The sequence below is a fragment of the Candidatus Clostridium eludens genome (assembly GCF_045310515.1).
Classification (GTDB): Bacteria; Bacillota; Clostridia; order Clostridiales; family Clostridiaceae; genus Clostridium_B; species Clostridium_B eludens.
The window spans coordinates 1-19,667 of sequence record NZ_JBJHZX010000013.1 but is presented as its reverse complement, the minus strand read 5'-3'; the positions used below and the strand labels follow the sequence as shown (position 1 = coordinate 19,667).

Here is a 19,667-nt window from a genome sequence, read left to right as displayed (position 1 = left end):
AGGTGCCTTTTTATTTTTTAGATTAAACTATTTTTAAAATTTAGGAATTATTAATATGAAAGGGGTGACTTTCTATTGTATAATGTGTTTAAATTGGATAACGGTCTTAAGGTAGTTGTAGAAAATATAGAGTATGTGAACTCTATAAGTGTAGGGCTATGGGTAAAAAATGGTTCAAGAAATGAAAATGAACAAAACAATGGAATTTCTCATTTCATTGAACATATGTTTTTTAAGGGAACTACTCATAGAAGTGCCCTTCAAATAGCAGAATGTATAGAAGATGTAGGAGGCCAGATAAATGCATTTACTGGTAAGGAGGCCACATGCTTTTATATAAAAGCACTAGATTCACATCTGGAACTGGCCATAGATGTTATATCAGATATGTTATTTAACAGTAAATTTTTACCAGAAGATATCGAAAAAGAAAAAGGAGTTATAGCTGAAGAAATAAATATGAGTGAAGATTCCCCGGAAGACGTACTTTCTGATCTCCATAGTAAAGCTATGTGGGGAGAAGATTCTATATCTCTTCCAATATTAGGAATCATAGATACTGTAAAATCCTTTACACGTGAAGATTTAATAGAGTATATATCCTCCTATTATATACCGGAAAATTCTGTAATTTCTATAGCGGGAAATGTAAACTTAAATAAAGTTGAAAGATTAGTAGAAAAATATTTTGGTACATGGAATACACTAAATAAAAAAGTAACTAATTACTCTAAACCGGGGTTTTTAAACAATCATTTTTTTAAAAAGAAAAATATAGAACAGCTGCATCTTAGTTTAGGCATACCGGGAATTGAAAGTGGCAATGAGGATCTTTACTCTCTTTTGCTCCTAAACAACATGTATGGAGGAGGAGCTTCCTCTATATTGTTTCAAAAAATAAGGGAGGAAAGAGGACTTTGTTATTCAATTTACTCCTATATAACTTCTTTTAACAATGTGGGGGCAGTAATCGTTTATGCAGGATTGAATGTGAAATATGCTTATGATGTAATATGTAGAATAAAAGATGAAATGTTGAAATTTTCAACAACAGCTATAACAAAAGACAAATTAAAAAAAGCCAAAGAACAGCTAAAAGGTAATTATATATTAGGACTTGAGAGTATTAGCAGTAGGATGTTTAATAACGGGAAATCACTTTTGCTTTTAAATAAATTAAATATTCCATCAGATATTATAGATAAAGTAGATAAAATAGATGGAGAAAATCTTGAAAGAATAATGAAAAATACATTTTATACAAGTATAGTAAATTCTTCTTTTGTAGGAAAAGAAATAGATATATCTCTCATGGAAAATTTATTTGAAAAAGATACAATTTCATTTCCAAGATCAAAGAGCACTTTGATTTAAAAGCTTTGTTAAATATAGTATGGTAAATTTATTGATATCTAAACTCTGTAATAAGTAGAATATATTACTCATAATATTAGTATAACAGATAGAGTGGAGGAGATATCAATATGGATGAAAATATAAAGTTTTATAGTGAAATGGAAAGATATGAAATTATAAATGTAAATGATGGCAATAAGTTTAATTTTCTGGGTAATAATGACATAATAATGGATTCTTCAGGAAACTTAAGAATGCTTATTTTAAGTGATGGTAAATCAAGATTTAGTCTTTTTGGTAAAAGTGAATTTATAGAAGTACCTTGGGAATATGTAAAAAAAATAGGTACTAAAACTATTATAATAGATGTAGATGAAAAATCACTTAAAAAACTGCGTTAATGGTATACTTTAATAACATATTATAAGCCATTAGCATATTGTATATTATTAAGAAGTAATTTAAAACATATTTTTTAGAAATTTATATATTATGAATTTGTACTGAAATATGTAGTGGAGGATTAAAATGAGAATAATAATTCAGAAATTTGGAGGGACTTCTGTTTCTACCCATGAGAGAAGAGAGCAGGTAGTAAATAAAATATTAAAAGCAAAGGATAAAGGATTTCTTCCAGTTGTAGTAGTATCCGCTATGGGAAGAAAAGGGGAACCTTATGCTACGGATACACTGCTTTCTCTAATAAAGGAGGATTTCAAAATTAAAAATCCTTTAGGAGTAGATTTGCTTATGAGTTGTGGTGAAATTATAAGTACTGTGATTTTAGCAGATGAACTTTCAAAGTACAACCTAAAAGTTGTACCCTTAAGTGGGGGACAAGCAGGGATAATTACTGATAATAATTATAATAATGCTTCTATTTTAAAGGTAGAAAAAGAAAGATTGTTAGGTCTACTTAATGAAGGCAAAATTCCCATAATTGCAGGATTTCAAGGAATAAGTGAAAGTGGATATACAACTACCTTAGGCAGAGGTGGCAGCGATGTTACTGCAGCAATTTTAGGTGTTGCATTGAATTCTGAGTCCATAGAAATATATACAGATGTGGATGGCATAATGACTGCAGATCCCGGAATAGTATCAGAAGCATATTTAATCGAAAAAATAAGTTATAATGAGGTTTTCCAATTTGCAGATCAAGGGGCAAAAGTAATACATCCAAGGGCTGTAAAGATAGCTATGAGTGGTAATATACCTTTAATTGTAAAAAATACTTTAAACGAATGTAAAGGTACAGTAATAACTAATTCGGTTACAGAGGACTCAAGCAAAATAGTAAATGGCATAACATCTATGGATAACAGAGTTCAAGTTACGGTAAAATATAATAAAAGTAAAAATGCATATAATGCCTTATTTGATGAACTGGCAAATAATGAAATAAGTATAGATTTGATAAATGTATTCCCTGACAATCAGATTTTTACTATAGATAATAAAGATATAGAAAAATTGAAGATAATAATAAAAGATCTAAATCTTGAATACTCGTTAATAGAAAATTGCAGTAAAATATCTCTTATAGGAAATGGCATGAGAGGTATACCTGGAGTTATGGCTAGAATATTGAAAACATTATATAAAGAGGATATAGAAGTATTACAGACAGCAGATTCACATACCACAATATGGTGTCTTGTCAAAGGCAGTGAAACAATAAGGGCAATAAATGCACTTCATAAAGAATTTTTATTAGATGTAAAGTAAAAGGTATATCAATCTCCACAAATGCATAAGATAAGTTTGTTTAAGGAGGAGATTAAAATGCCGCAAAGGATGAATAATGAAATAAATGATAAACATTCCAATGATAAATTGGAAAATGTAAAAGAACTAGGTGTCACCAATCTGGCAGAGGGAAATAATAAGATTCAAATACTTCCTATAATAGGCCAAATAGAGGGTCATGTAACCCTTCCACCTGAAACTAAGGCAACTAAATATGAACATGTAATACCTAATTTAATTGCCATTGAAAATGATTCTAGGGTTGAAGGAGTACTGGTAGTTTTGAATACTATAGGGGGAGATGTAGAAGCGGGTCTTGCTATAGCGGAGATGATAAGGAGTTTGAGTAAACCTACAGTCTCTTTAGTTATAGGGGGAGGCCACTCTATAGGAGTTCCTCTTGCTACAGCTTCGGATTATTCTTTTATATCTCCTACAGCTACTATGATTGTACATCCAATAAGAATGAACGGACTAATTATTGGGGTGCCTCAAACCTTTGAATATTTTAATAAAATGCAGGAAAGGATAAATGAATTTATAGTAAGGACATCTAGAATAACTAGAGAAAAGTTAAGTGAATTAATGCTTCAATCGGATGATTTGTTAAATGACATGGGAACCATATTAATTGGAAAACAGGCTGTAGAACAGGGACTAATTGATAAAGTCGGGGGAATAAGTGACGCTATTAAGAAGTTAAATACTATGATAGAAAAATAATATGGATATTAAATTTCACCATAGGGTAAATCCTATGGTAATTTAATTATGTGCCTTAGCTCTTATTCGAGAGTAATATTAGGACAAGTAAATTATCTTTTAAGAAATATTAGAGGAAAAATAAACATAGTGTAGAATATTTTTTATATAGGATATATTTAATAATATACTGGAGGTGATAATATATGTCTAGAATTAAACAAAAAAAAAAATATTCATTAGATGAAGATATAAAAGGTATATTGTTAACTACATTGGGAATACTCATGATAATAAGTGTATTTTCACCATCTTCTTCTGGTATAGTCGGAAAACTAATAAAGAAAATTTTAATAGTAGTATTTGGGATAGGAGCCTTTATATTTCCTATATTGATAATATTTATTGGAATTTGTTTTATTATAAAAAGGAATAAGATAACTTTTAATAATAAGTTTTATGGTATTTTACTTTTTACAGTAGACACCCTTTTGATTATACATATGATAGCAATGTCTAATTATTACATGGAATATAATTTGTTTTTGGCCATAAAGAGATTGTACAATTCTAACAATATATTTCATGGGGGCATAATAGGAGTTTTGATAGATATACCTTTGTTTCGCTTATTTGGAAGTATTGGGTGTTACGTCATTTTTTTCTCTCTCTATGTAATATCTTTTATAATAATGAGTAAATTTACTATTTATGATATACTAAACGAGTTAAGAAAATCATTAATAAGAAAGAATAGAGGAGAAAGTAATAAAATACAGCAAAAATCTTTAAAGGAAGATAATGACGAAAATAGCGAAGTAAAAAATAAAGATTTTATTAGAGGGCTAAGTAAAATTAAAATATTGGATTTTATGAAGTCAGGAAATGTGGATAAAAAAGACGAATCAAATGATGGGGTAGAAAGCAATGAGAATTTAAAATGTCCCATAGAAGATACAGAACATATTGCTTATGATAAAAAGTTAGACCCCATAAATACAGAACTTGAAGAAAAAATGATACAAAGCGGAAAAAATTCAGTTTTTCTATATAGTTTTCCGCCCTTGGATTTGTTAAATCAAAATGTGCAGCTGAAATTAAATAAACAGGATAAGAAAGAATTAATAAACAGTGCCAGTAAGTTAGAAGAGACTCTTGCAAGTTTTGGAGTGGATGTAAAAATACTTCAGGTTAGTAGAGGGCCTTCTGTAACTAGATTTGAGCTTCAACCAGGTTCTGGAATTAAGGTAAGTAAAATTGTAAATCTATCTGATGATATTGCCCTTGGCCTTGCTGCTTCTGCGGTTAGAATAGAAGCTCCCATACCTGGAAAATCTGTCATTGGAATAGAAGTTCCAAATAAGGAACTTACGTCTGTTTATTTACGGGAAGTTGTTGAATCGGAAGAATTTAAAAATTCTAAGAATAGATTAGCTTATTGCCTAGGTAAGGATATAGGTGGAAACTGTATAGTGTCCGATCTTACAGAAATGCCTCATATGCTTATTGCAGGGGCAACGGGTTCCGGTAAAAGTGTATGTATAAATAGTCTTATAGTAAGTTTGCTTTATAAATATGCGCCTGAAGATGTTAGACTTTTAATGATAGATCCCAAAGTGGTTGAACTTAGTGTATACAATGGAATCCCACACTTGTTAATACCTGTAGTTATAGATCCTAAAAAAGCTGCAGGAGCTTTGAATTGGGCTGTACAGGAAATGAACAGGAGGTATAAATTATTTGCAGAAAGTGGAGTTAGAAATATAGAAGGATATAATGATTTATTTGAAAGAGGTATACTAGAAGGAAAGCTTCCTTTTGTGGTTATAATAATTGACGAGCTTTCAGATTTAATGATGGTGTGTCCAAATGAAGTTGAAGACTATATAGGGCGTCTTGCACAAATGGCAAGAGCGGCAGGAATGCATCTGGTTATAGCAACTCAGAGACCTTCTGTAGATGTAATTACAGGGGTGATTAAAGCAAATATACCTTCAAGAATATCTTTCGCAGTATCCAGCCAAATTGACTCTAGAACCATATTAGATAGTAGTGGAGCAGAACGGTTACTTGGAAAAGGGGATATGCTATTTTATCCTGTAGGTACGTCAAAACCGGTTAGAATACAGGGAGCTTTTATATCAGAGACAGAAGTTGAAAAAGTAGTATATTATATAAAAAATAATGAAGGTGAACCTCAATATGAGGATAAGATAATAGAACAAATAGATACGGGAATTAATTCTAATGTTAGCAATAATTATGATGAGTTTTTAGACAGAGCCATTGAAATTGTCTTAAATGAGGGACAAGTATCTACCTCGTTACTTCAAAGACGGCTTAGAATAGGATATAATAGGGCAGCTAGAATAATAGAAGAAATGGAAGGTAGAAAAATAATATCAAAAAAGGATGGGACTAAACCACGGCAGATTTTAATTGATAGAAAAGACCAACTTTAAAGAAGTATATGGAGTATTAAAGTTGAAAAGTTTTTATATAAGTTGTATATTAAAATGAAGTATTTTTATTTTTAAATAACTAAACAGGAGGAGACTTAGTGAATAAATTAAAGGTTGGGCTAATAAGTTTAGGCTGTGATAAAAATAGGGTAGATTCTGAGATAATACTAGGCAATATAAAGTCAGAATATAAAATAGTTGCAAATCCTGAATCAGCCGATGTTATAATTATAAACACCTGTGGCTTTATAGAGTCTGCTAAGCAGGAATCCATAGATACTATACTTGAAATGTCACGGTATAAGGAAAAATTTAATTGTAAAGCTATTGTAGTAACAGGATGTCTTGCACAGAGATATGGTAGAGAGCTTATGGAACTTTTACCAGAAATAGATATAATGCTTGGAGTAAATGATTATCATAAATTAAAAGAAAATATAAAAGGGTTTATTGAAAACAAACAGAATAAAATTTATAGTTGTGGTTATAGTGATTTTAATATAAATGAGGGTGAAAGAATACTTACCACAAGGTCTCATACTGCTTATTTAAGGATTGCAGAAGGGTGTGATAATTGTTGTACTTATTGTATAATTCCTAAAATAAGAGGAAAGTATAGGAGCAGAAGTATGGAAAGTATATTGCAAGAATGTACTCAATTGGCCCTTCAAGGGGTTAAAGAAGTAATACTTATTGCCCAGGATACCACAAGGTATGGGTTAGATTTATATAATAAAAAAATGCTTCCTGAACTTATGAGGAGTATATCTGAAATAGAAGGAATAGAATGGATTAGATTACTTTACTGTTATCCAGAGGAAATAACAGATAGTATTATAGATGAAATAGCTGTAAACGACAAAATATGTAATTATATAGATATACCTCTCCAGCATATAAGCAATAACATATTAAAGCTTATGGGGAGAAGAGGCAGAAAGAAAGATATATTAAGAAATATAAATGAACTTAGAAAAAAGGTAAAAGATATAACAATTAGAACTACTATAATAGTTGGATTTCCAGGGGAAACTGAAACAGATTTTAAAGAATTAAAGGATTTTGTAGAAAATGTTAGATTTGATAACCTGGGAGTATTTAAGTATTCTCAGGAAGAGGGAACTATAGCTTGCGAAATGAAAAATCAAATTCCAGAAGAATTAAAAACTGCAAGGGAAGGGGAGCTAATGCTCCTTCAGAAACAGATTGCCCAATCAATACAAAAGGAAAAGATCGGAAGTGTTTATAATGTACTTGTGGAGGGCAAAAAAGACAATTTATGGTATGGAAGAAACTATACAATGGCTCCGGATATAGATGGTGTTATATACATAAAAAGTGAAAAAGAGCTGCAAATAGGTATTATGATTAATGTAAAAATTATAGATAGTCTTGAATATGATTTAGTAGGAGTTGTATGTGATGAATTTGGCAAATAGACTTACAATACTTAGAATTTTGTTAATTCCGTTTTTTTTGATTTTTATAACTTTAGAGGGTATGCCTTATGGAAAGGTTATCGCAATAGTTATTTTTATATTGGCATCTATAACCGATAAATTAGATGGGTATATAGCTAGAAGTAGAAATCAAATAACTCGTTTTGGTAAATTCATGGATCCACTAGCAGATAAGCTTTTAGTTACTGCAGCACTTATATCTTTGGTGGAATATCACATAATACCCACCTGGGTTGCAATGATAATAATAGCTAGGGAATTTGCAGTAACAGGTCTTAGGACAGTGGCAGCATCAGAAGGTATTGTAATAGCTGCAAGTCCATGGGGTAAAGCTAAGACTGTAACCCAGATAGTTGCTATAATACTTGCACTTGTAAATTTGAACTATAATCATGTATCTTTAAGATTTATAGGAAATTTGATAAATCATCCTCATAAAGTTTTGAATTGGATTACGGATATTGCCATGGTTTTAGCAATAGTAATCACTTTAATTTCTGGCATAGATTATTTTCTGAAAAACAAAGATGCATTAAATACAGATAAATAATAGTATGCTAAATTGATTAAAAAAATACCTATAGGTTTATAATTAAAATATAATTTAGGTGAAATTGTTGACTATATAAATAATATGATATATAATTTATATAGAACATACGTTCGCACAAGAAAGGAAGTGTTTTTTTTGGGAACTATAAATAATGAAAAATTACAGGCTATAGAATCTGCTATGTTACAAATAGAAAAACAATTCGGAAAGGGTGCAGTAATGAAACTTGGAGAAAATAGCACCTTGAATATAGATGCTGTTTCAACAGGCTGCCTTGATTTAGATATAGCACTTGGTATTGGTGGGGTACCGAGAGGAAGGGTAATAGAAATATTTGGTCCGGAATCCTCAGGTAAAACAACAGTGGCGCTTCATATAATTGCGGAAGCCCAAAAAAGCGGTGGGGCAGCAGCTTTTATAGATGCTGAACACTCACTTGATCCCTCCTATGCAAAAAATTTAGGAGTAGATATAGAAAATTTAATTGTATCCCAGCCGGATAATGGAGAGCAGGCACTTGAAATAGCAGAGGCACTGGTTAGATCTAACGCCATAGATGTGCTGGTAGTGGATTCAGTAGCAGCATTAGTACCAAAGGCTGAAATAGAGGGAGAAATGGGAGATTCTCATGTGGGACTTCAGGCCAGACTTATGTCTCAGGCTCTTAGAAAACTTACATCCTCCATAAATAAATCAAAATGCGTTACTATATTTGTAAATCAATTAAGAGAAAAAGTAGGAGTTATGTTTGGAAACCCTGAAGTTACACCTGGTGGAAGGGCACTAAAATTTTATTCTTCTGTTAGACTGGATGTGAGAAGAGTAGATTCTATAAAACAGGGAGATGCTATGGTAGGAAATAGAACAAAAGTGAAAGTTATTAAGAATAAAGTAGCACCTCCTTTTAAACAGGCTGAATTTGATATAATGTATAATCAGGGTATTTCAAGAGAAGGAAATGTGCTGGATGTGGGAGTTAGAGAAGAATTTGTGCAAAAAAGTGGTGCATGGTTTTCATATAAAGAAATAAGACTTGGACAAGGGAGAGAAAATGCAAAACAATTTTTAAGAGAAAATTCAGATATATTATTTGAAATTGAAAATAAAATAAGGGAAAAGTACAAACTTCCTCTGGCAAAAAATGATTTGCCGCATAGTAAAGATGAAGGCCGAAAAAATAGTAAAGACGAAGAGAAAAATCAGGAACATAAAAATTTGTCAAAATAAAGTGATATTTTAAAATGATCAGTCAGTGTACCAGTGTACTTTGTATAATGTTTTTTAGTAGAAATCTATTGTAGCTGAATTATGAAATTGATTTGCTCTATAATTATGTATAAAATAATATTAGTGTTTTTGGGTTATCACTTATTTTCAGAGAATAATTTTTACGAGTTAAATAAAAAAATAGTAGGTCATTATCGGTATATTGAATAAAATCATATAACTTGACAATAATTAAAATATAATATAAAATTAATACAAATTCTGGTTTATCATGTATTTAGGAATTGCCAATTGAATAATATGACACCTTTTCTATGCTTGCATATTTAACGAAAATATAGATTTGCATCATAAGAGCAAAGGAGGTGTTCATGTGGATTCCAAAATAATATATGAGATTATTGCTGGTATACTAGTAGCTGTTGCCACATTAATTTATTTTAATATAGTGAAAAATAAAGTAGCAGCTATAAAATCACAGGCTCTTAATGAGTCTAATAGATTGAAGGAAGAAGCGAAACGAGAAGCTGAATCCCAAAAAAAAGAAGCTATACTAGAAGCTAAAGAAGAAGTTCATAAGTTAAGAAACGATTTAGAAAAAGAATCTAGGGATAGAAGAATTGAGATTCAAAGATTAGAAAAAAGAGTATTGCAAAGAGAAGAGTTATTAGATAAAAAGAGCGATATCCTTGAAAGAAGAGAAAGTAGCTTAGATAAAAAGCAGCAAGAGATTGATAAGTTACAGGTAAAAGTAGAAGAATTATATCAGAAGCAAAGAGGAGAACTTGAAAGGCTATCGGGCTTGAATTCTGAAGAGGCTAAGGATATCTTATTGCAAGAAGTTAGTAAAGAAATAAAGCATGAATCTGCTATGATGATTAAAGAAGTTGAAACAAAAGCAAAAGAGGAAGCTGATAAAAAAGCAAGAGAGATTATAACCTGTGCAATTCAAAGGTGTGCAGCAGATCATGTAGCAGAAACTACAGTGCATGTTGTAACACTCCCTAATGATGAAATGAAGGGAAGAATAATAGGTAGGGAAGGTAGAAATATAAGAACCCTTGAGACTTTGACAGGTGTAGACTTAATAATAGACGATACACCTGAAGCTGTAATATTATCAGGTTTTGATCCTATAAGGAGAGAAGTTGCTAGAATAGCACTAGAAAAGCTTATAATTGATGGAAGAATACATCCGGCAAGGATTGAAGAAATGGTTGAAAAGGCTGAAAAGGAATTGGAAAATGACATTAAAGAGGAAGGAGAACAAGCAACTTTTGAAACTGGTGTACATGGTCTTCATATGGAATTAATAAAATTATTAGGAAGATTGAAATATAGAACTAGTTATGGTCAAAATGTCTTAAAACACTCTATAGAAGTTGCGTACCTAGCTGGACTCATGGCCTCAGAGATTGGAATAGAGCCAACTATAGCAAAAAGAGCAGGATTACTTCATGATATAGGTAAGGCTGTAGATCATGAAGTTGAAGGACCACATGCTATTATAGGGGCAGAAATTGCTAAAAAGTACAGAGAATCACCAATAGTTGTAAACGCTATTGGTGCTCACCATGGAGATCTAGAATTCCGATCTTTAGAAGATGTACTTGTTCAGGCAGCAGATGCTATTTCCGCTGCAAGGCCTGGAGCTAGAAGGGAAACATTAGAAGCTTATATTAAACGTTTGGAAAAATTAGAGAAAATAGCAAATACATGTGAAGGCGTAGAAAAGTCATATGCCATTCAAGCGGGAAGAGAACTTAGAATTATGGTTAAACCAGAAGATATTGACGATGCAGGAGCCCTTGAGATGGCAAGGAACATAGTAAAGAAAATTGAAGAAGAACTAGAGTATCCTGGCCAAATTAAGGTGAATGTTATTAGAGAAACTCGTGCAATTGAATATGCAAAATAAATTAAGTAGTGTAAGTAATAAATTAATATAACATAGAAAAGTATTCCTTTTAGGTTTTGTAAAGCCAAAACCTAAAAGGAATTTTTGATTTTATGTAGAATAGTATATAGTAAGTAGTATTAATAACAAATAAAGTTAATATAATATTAATAGGAGGTTTATTATGGAGGTATTAAAGGTTTCAGCAAAATCAAGTCCAAATTCAGTGGCAGGAGCGTTAGCAGGAGTTTTAAGGGAGAGAGGTGCAGCGGAGATACAAGCTATAGGGGCAGGAGCATTAAATCAAGCTATTAAGGCTGTAGCGATTGCTAGGGGGTTTGTAGCACCTAGTGGAATCGATTTAATATGTATTCCGGCATTCACGGACATTGAAATAGATGGGGAAGAGAGAACTGCTATTAAATTAATAGTGCAACCAAGATAATAATTAGTGTTTATTAAAGGGCTTGTGATTTATCTCAAGTCCTTATTGATATTTTAATTGTCCTATACCGTATTCAAATAGTAGTTTAAAATAGAAAGTTTTATACATAGTTTTAAATTATGAATTAATACTCTGTAAATGTTGTGTTGACTATATCATATACTGTGATAAAATGTAAAAAGATGTACAGCTAAGTAATATGGTGTATGTATACTGGAGGGAAATTTATGATAGCAGCAATTGAATTAATGAGACCTAAACAGTGGATTAAGAATTTTTTTGTATTTGCAGCAATTATGTTTTCGGGGAATTTTTTTAAATTAGAATTATTAAAAAATAATTTATTAACTTATATTTTATTTTGTATTGCATCTTCTACAATTTATATATTAAATGATATAGCTGATATTGAAAAAGATAGGTGCCATCCTGATAAAAAGAATAGACCTCTTCCTAGTGGACGTATGTCTAAAAATAAAGCTTTTGCTTTAGACGGAATACTATTTATTTTAATAATATATTGTACATATGTTTTTTTAGATATAAAAATTTTATTTATAATCTTACTGTATATTGTAGTAAATATATGCTATACTTTTAAACTTAAAAATTTAGTTATAATAGACGTTATGACTATTGCTTTTGGTTTTGTACTTAGGGTTGAAAGTGGAAGTATTGCCACAGGGGTAAGAGTATCACCATGGCTATTTTTATGTACAGTGCTTTTATCTTTATTTTTAGCTTTGAATAAGAGAAAAAGTGAGCTTATAACTTTAAAAGATAAGAGTAGTTTTTCAAGGACAATACTTGCAAAGTATTCTACTGAAAATATTGATAAAATGCTCACTATAGTAAATCCATCTATATTAATGGCCTATTGTCTATATACTTTTAGTTCTATACAAAGTAATACAATGATATTTACTATACCTTTTGTGTTATATGGTATATTTAGGTATGAATATTTAATGGATAGAAAAAATATAGGGGGAAAACCAGAAGATGTGTTTGAAAAGGATATACCTTTTTTGGTCAATATATTATTGTGGATTATAGCTGTTATAATTATAATATACTTAAAACTATAGAAAGGACATTAATTTAAGTATGGAAATTAAAAATTTTTGGTACAAAGGATACCGTGAACAAGAATATAGTATAAATAAAAATAATGCTTATTATAATATAATTATGATTCTTGGAATGGTTTTATCTATACTATGGGTAATTTTTATAAATGCAAAGCCCTTTTCAGATTTTGACTACTACTACAGTTTAGCAGTAAACATAGCAAATGGTGGTTTATGGGGAGATACCTATACTTCTGTAGGATATCCTATAGTGCTGGGGGGAATATTTAAGCTTTTTGGAGCCAGTGTGCTTACAGCTAAAATATTTAATTTGCTTATAACTTTTATAAATTATTTATGTTTTAAAGCTATTTTGTTTAAAGTAAACTTAAAGGAAATAGATAGAAAGATTATATTTACAATGTTTGTGTTATTTCCAAATAATATATTTTATAATAACATTTTAGGTACAGAGTTACTTTTTACAGCTGTACTTCTTATAATAACTTATTTATATTTTGGAAATATAAAGTATAGGTACTTCTTAATGGGAATACTTACAGGATTAAATACAATTATAAAACCGTTTTTTGTAATATTTTTCTTTGCTGTATTTTTAGTTGATATTATAAAACATAAAAAATTTTTAAGTGCGGTATTGAATTCTTTAATTGTACTTATAATGTGCATTATTGTAATTTCACCCTGGATATATAGAAATACAAAATTGATGGGGCAATTTACCTATGTATCTAATAATGGAGGAATAGTACTTTATATAAATAATAATTCTCAAAATCATTCAGGAAGATGGATGGACGCATCTAATGTGGAAAATTCTATTGTAAATACCCATCAGTATAAGCAATCCAATAAGACAGAACAAAATAAAATGTTAAATGATGCAGCAAAAAAATGGATAAAAACTCATCCTCTGCAATTTATAGAGTTAGGATTCAAAAGATTATATAATACATATTTTTGGGGGGATGATGTTTGGTATAGTACCCACCAAAGTGGAGTGAGTGCTTATTGGAATAAAATTTTATTCATGGTTACAAATGCCATAAGAGTGGTTGTATTTTTACCGGCTATTTTATACATTTTAATATATTCTTTAAAAGTGATTATTAGTATGTTTAAAGGTAGGTTATATGCATTGGATAAATTTCCCGTATATTTGGCTGTAGTATTTTTTATGTTTACTTCTGTATATTTTATAACGGAAGGACAAGGAAGGTATTCTTTCCCAGAAATATTTATAATAATTTATTATTTTTACTTTTTTTTAAAGCATTCATTTCAGAGAGTTAGGAGATAGACCTATGATTCCGTTAATACTTGTATCAGTTTTTTTAGGGGCAATAGGGCAAGTGCTTGTAAAATATGGTGCTGGGAATTTAGAATTGAATTTTACTATAAAATATTTAATGCCTAGCATTTTAAGTATATTGAAGAGTGTTCCTGTGATGCTTGGAATTATATCCTATGGATTAAGTTTTCTCTTATGGATAAAAGTTTTAAGTAAAATGGAATTAAGCTATGCTTATCCAATGGTGAGCTTAGGATATGTAGTAACTATGATATTTTCTTATTTCATATTTAAAGAAAATATATCTTTTGTAAGAATATTGGGGGTAGCTTTTATAATATTAGGAGTGATATTGGTATCAAGAAGTTAAAAAATAAAATGCACTTTTAAATCTTAGCCATTATGTTAGTGCATTTCACTTCTTATTTATTTTAGGGTACCTTAATGTGTAAATTTGTATACTATTAATTGAGATAATTTAAATTTAAATTGCAATGGAGGAATAAAAATGATACTATCAAGAAAAGCTGAAAAAATTGAACCATCTATAACTCTGGCTATAACTGCCAAAGCTAAAAAAATGAAGTCGGAAGGAATTGATGTAATAGGATTTGGGGCAGGAGAGCCGGATTTTAATACGCCAGAAAATATTCAACAGGCTGCAGTACGTGCTATGAAAGAAGGATATACAAAATATACTCCTGCATCCGGTATTGTAGAGTTCAAACAAGCTATTATTACAAAATTTAAAAAAGATAATAACCTAGATTATGATGTAGATCAAATTATAATATCTACTGGGGCAAAACAGTGTCTTGCAAACGTATTTGCAGCAACTTTAAATCCTGGAGATGAAGTTGTTATAGCTGTACCATACTGGGTGAGCTATCCTGAATTAGTGAAACTTGCAGATGGAGTGCCAGTGTTTGTGGATACAAAAGAAGAAAATGACTTTAAGTATACTGTAGAGGATTTAGAAAGAGTATATAATGAGAATACTAAAATGATTGTAATAAATAATCCTAATAACCCCACAGGTACTATTTATTCAAAAGAGGAACTTAAAAGAATAGCGGATTTTGCAAAGGAAAAGGATATTCTTATTTTATCAGATGAGATATATGAAAAATTAATATATGGTAATATGAAGCATGTTAGTATAGCAAGTTTATCTGAAGATGCTTATAATAGGACTATTGTTATAAATGGAGTTTCTAAGACTTATGCCATGACGGGATGGAGAATAGGATATGCCGCAGGGAGTAAAGGTATAATTAAATTAATGTCTAATATCCAAAGTCATACTACTGGAAATCCTAACTCAATAGCTCAATATGCTGCAGTAGCAGCTTTAAAGGGGGAAGAGTCCCAGATAACAGATATGGTTTATGAATTTAAAAAGAGAAGAGATTATATGCTAGATAGGATGAGTAAAATACAGGATGTTTCATATCTAAATCCTCAGGGTGCTTTTTATGTAATGTTAAACATATCAAAGCTCTTTGGAAAGACTATAGAGGGTACTATTATAAATAACTCATTAAGTTTTTCACAGCAGCTTCTGGAAAAAGAAAAAGTTGCGGTAGTACCGGGAATGGGATTTGGAATAGATGGATATGTAAGGTTGTCTTATGCTACTTCCATGGAAAATATAAAAGAAGGATTAGATAGAATAGAGAGATTTATATTAAGTCTAGAATAAAAGAATTAAAAGTCCAAGTTTAGATAATATAAAAAGATAGAGGTGAATTATATGGTTTCTAGAGAAGTTGTAGTTAAAAGTCCAACAGGATTACATGCAAGACCGGCCACTCTTTTAGTTAAGAAGGCTTCCTCATTTAAATCTGAGTTATATATAGAGTTTAAAGGGAAAAAAGCTAATATAAAGAGTTTAATTGGAGTACTTTCATTAGGAGTAATTAGAGGAGCAACTGTAAAAATTACTGCATGTGGAGACGATGAGTCCCTAGCAATAGAAGAGGTAGTCAGATTGATAAAGTCACTAGAAGAGTAATATATTTAGATGAAAAAACAGAAGATCTTAATAGAAAAGGTCTTCTGTTTTAATTGATTTTATTTACAGCTATTTTTGGTCTTGAAAAATAGCATAATCATATTTAATCCTGCTACCCCTATGATTATGTATAATATCCTCCCTATCAGATTTACTGGATCTCCAAATATAATTTCTATTATATTAAAATTAAATAAACCTATAAGTCCCCAATTTAATGCACCTACAACAATTAGAATCAAAGAAACTTTGTCGATAATACTAAATTTATACATATTTTTCATCTATTGAGAAAGCATGAATTGCCTAACCCAATAAAAAATCACCTGCCTTTGTTAAATAATTACTTAGTTAAATTATATTAATAATTTAGTAAAATAGAACTTTATAAATACTTTATTTTCGCACAATAGTGTAACTATTGTGTTATAATGTGAATGAAAAAATTTAATTACATATATATTGGAGGTATTTTTACATGAGAGATACATATAGCACGCCTTTGAATACAAGGTATGCATCTAGAGAAATGAGTTACATATTTTCAGATGATGTAAAGTTTAAGACATGGAGAAAACTTTGGGTGGCTCTTGCAGAATGTGAAAAGGAATTGGGACTTAATATAACTTCTGAACAAATAGATGAGTTAAAAGCTAATATGGAAAATATAAATTATGAGGATGCCAAAAAAAGAGAAAAAGAAGTTCGGCATGATGTTATGAGTCATGTGTATGCCTATGGACTTCAGTGTCCTAAAGCAAAAGGAATAATACATTTAGGGGCAACAAGTTGTTACGTAGGAGACAATACGGATTTAATAATTATGAGAAAAGCACTTTATATATTGAAAAGAAAAATATTAAATGTTATAAATTATCTTGCTGATTTTGCACTAAAATATAAAGATTTACCTACTCTTGGTTTTACTCATCTTCAGCCGGCACAGCTTACCACAGTGGGGAAAAGGGCAACTCTTTGGATACAGGACTTATATCTAGATATTGAAAATATTGAGTTTGTAATAGATAAAATGAGGTTCAGGGGAGTAAAAGGAACTACTGGAACTCAGGCTAGTTTTATGGAACTGTTTAATGGGGACGAAGAAAAAGTGAAAAAATTAGATGAAATGGTAACTGAAAGAATGAATTTTAAGGAAGCATTCATGGTTACAGGCCAGACATATACAAGAAAGTTAGATTCCATAATATTAAATACTCTTTCAGAAATAGCTCAAAGTGCTTATAAATTCAGTAATGATTTAAGACTATTGCAGAGCATGAAGGAAATGGAAGAACCTTTTGAAAAAAATCAGATAGGATCCTCAGCTATGGCTTATAAAAGGAATCCTATGAGATCTGAGAGAATTGGAGCTCTTGCCAGGTATGTAATAGTGAATACCTTAAATCCAGCCATTACTGCTGCCACACAGTGGTTTGAAAGGACTTTAGATGATTCTGCCAATAAAAGAATAGCTATACCGGAGGCATTTTTAGCACTAGATGGAATATTAAATTTATATATGAACGTATCTGAAAATATGGTAGTGTATCCAAATGTAATTCAATCCCATGTAGCCAGTGAACTTCCTTTCATGTGTACAGAAAATATAATAATGGAAGCGGTTAAAAGGGGCGGGGACAGACAGGAACTTCATGAAAGAATCAGAGTACATTCTATGGAAGCAGCTAAACAGGTAAAGGAACATGGAATGGAAAATGACCTGTTAGATAGAGTTGCAAAAGATTCTTTCTTTAAGATGACTCCAGAGGAAATAACATCTCTTGTAGATGCTAAAAAATTTATAGGAAGGGCACCAGGTCAGGTAGTAGATTTTATAGAATGCAGTATAAGGCCTTTACTTGAGGAAAATAAAGAATTTTTAGGAGAAGAGGCTGAAATAAATGTTTAAATGTATTCTATCAAGTGATTCTTAGGTTCAGATGGAGTTTGCTTATAAGGGATGACTTTCTCCAGCTGAACCTTAGAAGAACTTATCCAGGCGCGTAGCAGTGCTTATCCCCCACTTTGGTAGAAGATGGGGGTGTTAGCAATGGTAGCGATCGGATGAATAATCCTTAACTATGTTTAAAGGATTTGTTAGTAACTATAAGATAAAGACTTCATATTCTAATATTGTACCATATTCAGAATTGTGGAGGTATTTAATGAAAAAAACGGGAAATAATATAGATGATTTAATGCAGTTGGCCTTATATATGATACCTAAGTATATGAAAAGAATAGACAGACATAATAGAAGGCATTCTAAGAATTTGGAACATGATAAAGAGTATCATGAACGGCAATACATTGACAGTAAGGATTTAATTAGATTTATAGAAAAAAATATCTTTGAAAAAGATGGAATTTTATTAGGAAAGAAAGATAAAGATAAGTTAAAAGAAACAAATAAGATTTCAGATGATAATGTAAGTGGAGAAGTGAAAAGTCAGAAGCAGGAAGAAAAAAGTAAAGAACCTGAAGATAAAAAGGAAGAAGACAGCAAAAAAGAACCTGAAAATAAAAAGGAAGAGGACAGCGCAAAAGAACCTGAAAATAAAAAGGAAGAGGACAGCGCAAAAGAACCTGAAAATAAAATAGAAGAAGACAGCAAAAAAGAGCCTGATAATGAAAAAGAAGAAGACAGCAAAAAAGAGCTTGATAATAAAAAAGAAGATAGCAAAAAAGAATCTGACGATAAAGAAGAAAAACAGATAAAAAAAATAGATGGAGCTGTTAAAAGAAAATATAATTTACTATCTTCCAGTAAATGTTTTAGTACTTGTAATAGGGGAGTGTCAAACCTATTAAATAAATTAGTTGGTGAGAAATTAGACATATGTGTTAAAGATGATAAGATGAGTACACTTAATGGAGTAAATTTGGTACATTCAGATGAAATCTTAATTAAACTTAGTAATGAATCAGGGGAAATTATTGTAATACCCGTAAAAAACATAGTTGGCTTACAGTCAGAGAAACTTTCTTCTGATGATAAAAATTTAGAACAAGTACACAAGAGAGCCTATTGTACAGTTGAAAAAAGGATGGAAGATTACTTTAATTCTATTATTGGTAAAAAAGTAATAATACAAACAGGGGGACAAGGGAAATTTGGATATATATATAATAAGACCATTACCAAAGTGGGAGTAGGATTTATAATAATTGATAATAACATGATGGTGACATTTCAAAGTATAGTACTTGTAAGGGAGTTAGAGAGTGACCAACGTAAAGATATAGAATATCCTGAGCTCTGATTTATTTTATGATAAGAGCCTATGAAGAAGGTCTGTAAATGCAGTTTTCTATGATAGAATAATATTATCATAGGAGGCTGTTTTAGTACCATAAAAGTGTAATTGTTAAACACATCATTAGTGATTTAACATTTGCACTTATTTTTTTATAATAAAG

Annotated in this window: 18 protein-coding genes; 17 read left to right on the top strand and 1 reads right to left on the bottom strand. The window is 30.6% G+C overall.

The window, feature by feature from the left end; all coding sequences use genetic code 11:
- The first annotated feature begins 75 nt into the window (after positions 1 to 75).
- From ACJDU8_RS10025 to ACJDU8_RS09955, 15 genes are all read left to right on the top strand, one after another.
- Positions 76 to 1,374, top strand: coding sequence for a M16 family metallopeptidase (locus tag ACJDU8_RS10025; RefSeq protein ID WP_406792015.1), 1,299 nt, complete (start codon positions 76 to 78; stop codon positions 1,372 to 1,374).
- 110 nt (positions 1,375 to 1,484) lie between these two features.
- A complete protein-coding gene (locus ACJDU8_RS10020; protein WP_406792014.1) occupies positions 1,485 to 1,757 on the top strand; it encodes a YlmC/YmxH family sporulation protein in 273 nt (90 codons plus the stop codon).
- A gap of 127 nt (positions 1,758 to 1,884) precedes the next feature.
- On the top strand, positions 1,885 to 3,084 hold the full coding sequence (gene dapG / locus ACJDU8_RS10015; RefSeq protein WP_406792013.1) for an aspartate kinase: 1,200 nt from the start codon (positions 1,885 to 1,887) through the stop codon (positions 3,082 to 3,084).
- 69 nt (positions 3,085 to 3,153) lie between these two features.
- Entirely contained in the window at positions 3,154 to 3,828 is a 675-nt protein-coding gene (locus tag ACJDU8_RS10010; protein WP_406792106.1) for a ClpP family protease, read from the top strand.
- A gap of 185 nt (positions 3,829 to 4,013) precedes the next feature.
- Positions 4,014 to 6,269 (top strand): DNA translocase FtsK, encoded by a 2,256-nt coding sequence (locus tag ACJDU8_RS10005; RefSeq protein WP_406792012.1) that lies wholly within the window; start codon positions 4,014 to 4,016, stop codon positions 6,267 to 6,269.
- A gap of 98 nt (positions 6,270 to 6,367) precedes the next feature.
- Positions 6,368 to 7,708: a 30S ribosomal protein S12 methylthiotransferase RimO gene (gene rimO, locus ACJDU8_RS10000; protein ID WP_406792011.1), complete on the top strand. Its 1,341-nt coding sequence runs from the start codon at positions 6,368 to 6,370 to the stop codon at positions 7,706 to 7,708.
- Positions 7,692 to 8,279, top strand: coding sequence for a CDP-diacylglycerol--glycerol-3-phosphate 3-phosphatidyltransferase (gene pgsA, locus ACJDU8_RS09995; protein WP_406792010.1), 588 nt, complete (start codon positions 7,692 to 7,694; stop codon positions 8,277 to 8,279). The genes rimO and pgsA overlap by 17 nt, the downstream gene beginning before the upstream one ends.
- A 147-nt stretch (positions 8,280 to 8,426) precedes the next feature.
- Positions 8,427 to 9,509 (top strand): recombinase RecA, encoded by a 1,083-nt coding sequence (gene recA, locus ACJDU8_RS09990; RefSeq protein ID WP_406792105.1) that lies wholly within the window; start codon positions 8,427 to 8,429, stop codon positions 9,507 to 9,509.
- Between the two features lie 373 nt (positions 9,510 to 9,882).
- Entirely contained in the window at positions 9,883 to 11,427 is a 1,545-nt protein-coding gene (gene rny / locus ACJDU8_RS09985; RefSeq protein ID WP_406792009.1) for a ribonuclease Y, read from the top strand.
- A 163-nt stretch (positions 11,428 to 11,590) separates the two neighbouring features.
- Positions 11,591 to 11,851: a stage V sporulation protein SpoVS gene (spoVS, locus tag ACJDU8_RS09980; RefSeq protein ID WP_012101836.1), complete on the top strand. Its 261-nt coding sequence runs from the start codon at positions 11,591 to 11,593 to the stop codon at positions 11,849 to 11,851.
- A gap of 227 nt (positions 11,852 to 12,078) precedes the next feature.
- Positions 12,079 to 12,939 carry a decaprenyl-phosphate phosphoribosyltransferase gene (locus ACJDU8_RS09975; protein WP_406792008.1) on the top strand — a complete coding sequence of 287 codons (861 nt, stop codon included), beginning with the start codon at positions 12,079 to 12,081 and terminating at the stop codon, positions 12,937 to 12,939.
- Positions 12,940 to 12,958: 19 nt separating this feature from the next.
- Entirely contained in the window at positions 12,959 to 14,242 is a 1,284-nt protein-coding gene (locus ACJDU8_RS09970; RefSeq protein ID WP_406792007.1) for a hypothetical protein, read from the top strand.
- Between the two features lie 4 nt (positions 14,243 to 14,246).
- The gene (locus ACJDU8_RS09965) at positions 14,247 to 14,603 is read left to right on the top strand and encodes an SMR family transporter (RefSeq protein WP_406792006.1); all 357 of its coding nucleotides are present in this window, start codon (positions 14,247 to 14,249) and stop codon (positions 14,601 to 14,603) included.
- A gap of 138 nt (positions 14,604 to 14,741) precedes the next feature.
- A complete protein-coding gene (locus ACJDU8_RS09960; protein ID WP_406792005.1) occupies positions 14,742 to 15,935 on the top strand; it encodes a pyridoxal phosphate-dependent aminotransferase in 1,194 nt (397 codons plus the stop codon).
- A 51-nt stretch (positions 15,936 to 15,986) separates the two neighbouring features.
- Positions 15,987 to 16,247 (top strand): HPr family phosphocarrier protein, encoded by a 261-nt coding sequence (locus tag ACJDU8_RS09955; protein WP_406792004.1) that lies wholly within the window; start codon positions 15,987 to 15,989, stop codon positions 16,245 to 16,247.
- Between the two features lie 59 nt (positions 16,248 to 16,306).
- Here ACJDU8_RS09955 and ACJDU8_RS09950 read toward each other — a convergent pair whose 3' ends face one another.
- Positions 16,307 to 16,522, bottom strand: coding sequence for a DUF378 domain-containing protein (locus ACJDU8_RS09950; RefSeq protein WP_406792003.1), 216 nt, complete (start codon positions 16,520 to 16,522; stop codon positions 16,307 to 16,309).
- A gap of 203 nt (positions 16,523 to 16,725) precedes the next feature.
- On the opposite strand from ACJDU8_RS09950, the gene purB reads away from it, so the two are divergent.
- Together purB and ACJDU8_RS09940 are read left to right on the top strand one after the other, a co-directional pair.
- Entirely contained in the window at positions 16,726 to 18,156 is a 1,431-nt protein-coding gene (gene purB / locus ACJDU8_RS09945; protein ID WP_406792002.1) for an adenylosuccinate lyase, read from the top strand.
- Positions 18,157 to 18,412: 256 nt separating this feature from the next.
- Positions 18,413 to 19,510 carry a hypothetical protein gene (locus ACJDU8_RS09940; protein ID WP_406792001.1) on the top strand — a complete coding sequence of 366 codons (1,098 nt, stop codon included), beginning with the start codon at positions 18,413 to 18,415 and terminating at the stop codon, positions 19,508 to 19,510.
- Positions 19,511 to 19,667: the final 157 nt, after the last annotated feature.

Excerpts from the sequence above, each read along its gene's own strand:
- purB (WP_406792002.1), top strand. The coding sequence starts at position 16,726 with ATGAGAGATACATATAGCACGCCTTTGAATACAAGGTATGCATCTAGA.
- ACJDU8_RS10005 (WP_406792012.1), top strand. The coding sequence starts at position 4,014 with ATGTCTAGAATTAAACAAAAAAAAAAATATTCATTAGATGAAGATATA.
- ACJDU8_RS09965 (WP_406792006.1), top strand. The coding sequence starts at position 14,247 with ATGATTCCGTTAATACTTGTATCAGTTTTTTTAGGGGCAATAGGGCAA.
- spoVS (WP_012101836.1), top strand. The coding sequence starts at position 11,591 with ATGGAGGTATTAAAGGTTTCAGCAAAATCAAGTCCAAATTCAGTGGCA.
- ACJDU8_RS09940 (WP_406792001.1), top strand. The coding sequence starts at position 18,413 with ATGAAAAAAACGGGAAATAATATAGATGATTTAATGCAGTTGGCCTTA.
- ACJDU8_RS09960 (WP_406792005.1), top strand. The coding sequence starts at position 14,742 with ATGATACTATCAAGAAAAGCTGAAAAAATTGAACCATCTATAACTCTG.
- ACJDU8_RS10010 (WP_406792106.1), top strand. The coding sequence starts at position 3,154 with ATGAATAATGAAATAAATGATAAACATTCCAATGATAAATTGGAAAAT.
- ACJDU8_RS09975 (WP_406792008.1), top strand. The coding sequence starts at position 12,079 with ATGATAGCAGCAATTGAATTAATGAGACCTAAACAGTGGATTAAGAAT.
- ACJDU8_RS10020 (WP_406792014.1), top strand. The coding sequence starts at position 1,485 with ATGGATGAAAATATAAAGTTTTATAGTGAAATGGAAAGATATGAAATT.
- ACJDU8_RS09955 (WP_406792004.1), top strand. The coding sequence starts at position 15,987 with ATGGTTTCTAGAGAAGTTGTAGTTAAAAGTCCAACAGGATTACATGCA.
- ACJDU8_RS09970 (WP_406792007.1), top strand. The coding sequence starts at position 12,959 with ATGGAAATTAAAAATTTTTGGTACAAAGGATACCGTGAACAAGAATAT.
- ACJDU8_RS09950 (WP_406792003.1), bottom strand. The coding sequence starts at position 16,522 with ATGTATAAATTTAGTATTATCGACAAAGTTTCTTTGATTCTAATTGTT.
- dapG (WP_406792013.1), top strand. The coding sequence starts at position 1,885 with ATGAGAATAATAATTCAGAAATTTGGAGGGACTTCTGTTTCTACCCAT.
- pgsA (WP_406792010.1), top strand. The coding sequence starts at position 7,692 with ATGAATTTGGCAAATAGACTTACAATACTTAGAATTTTGTTAATTCCG.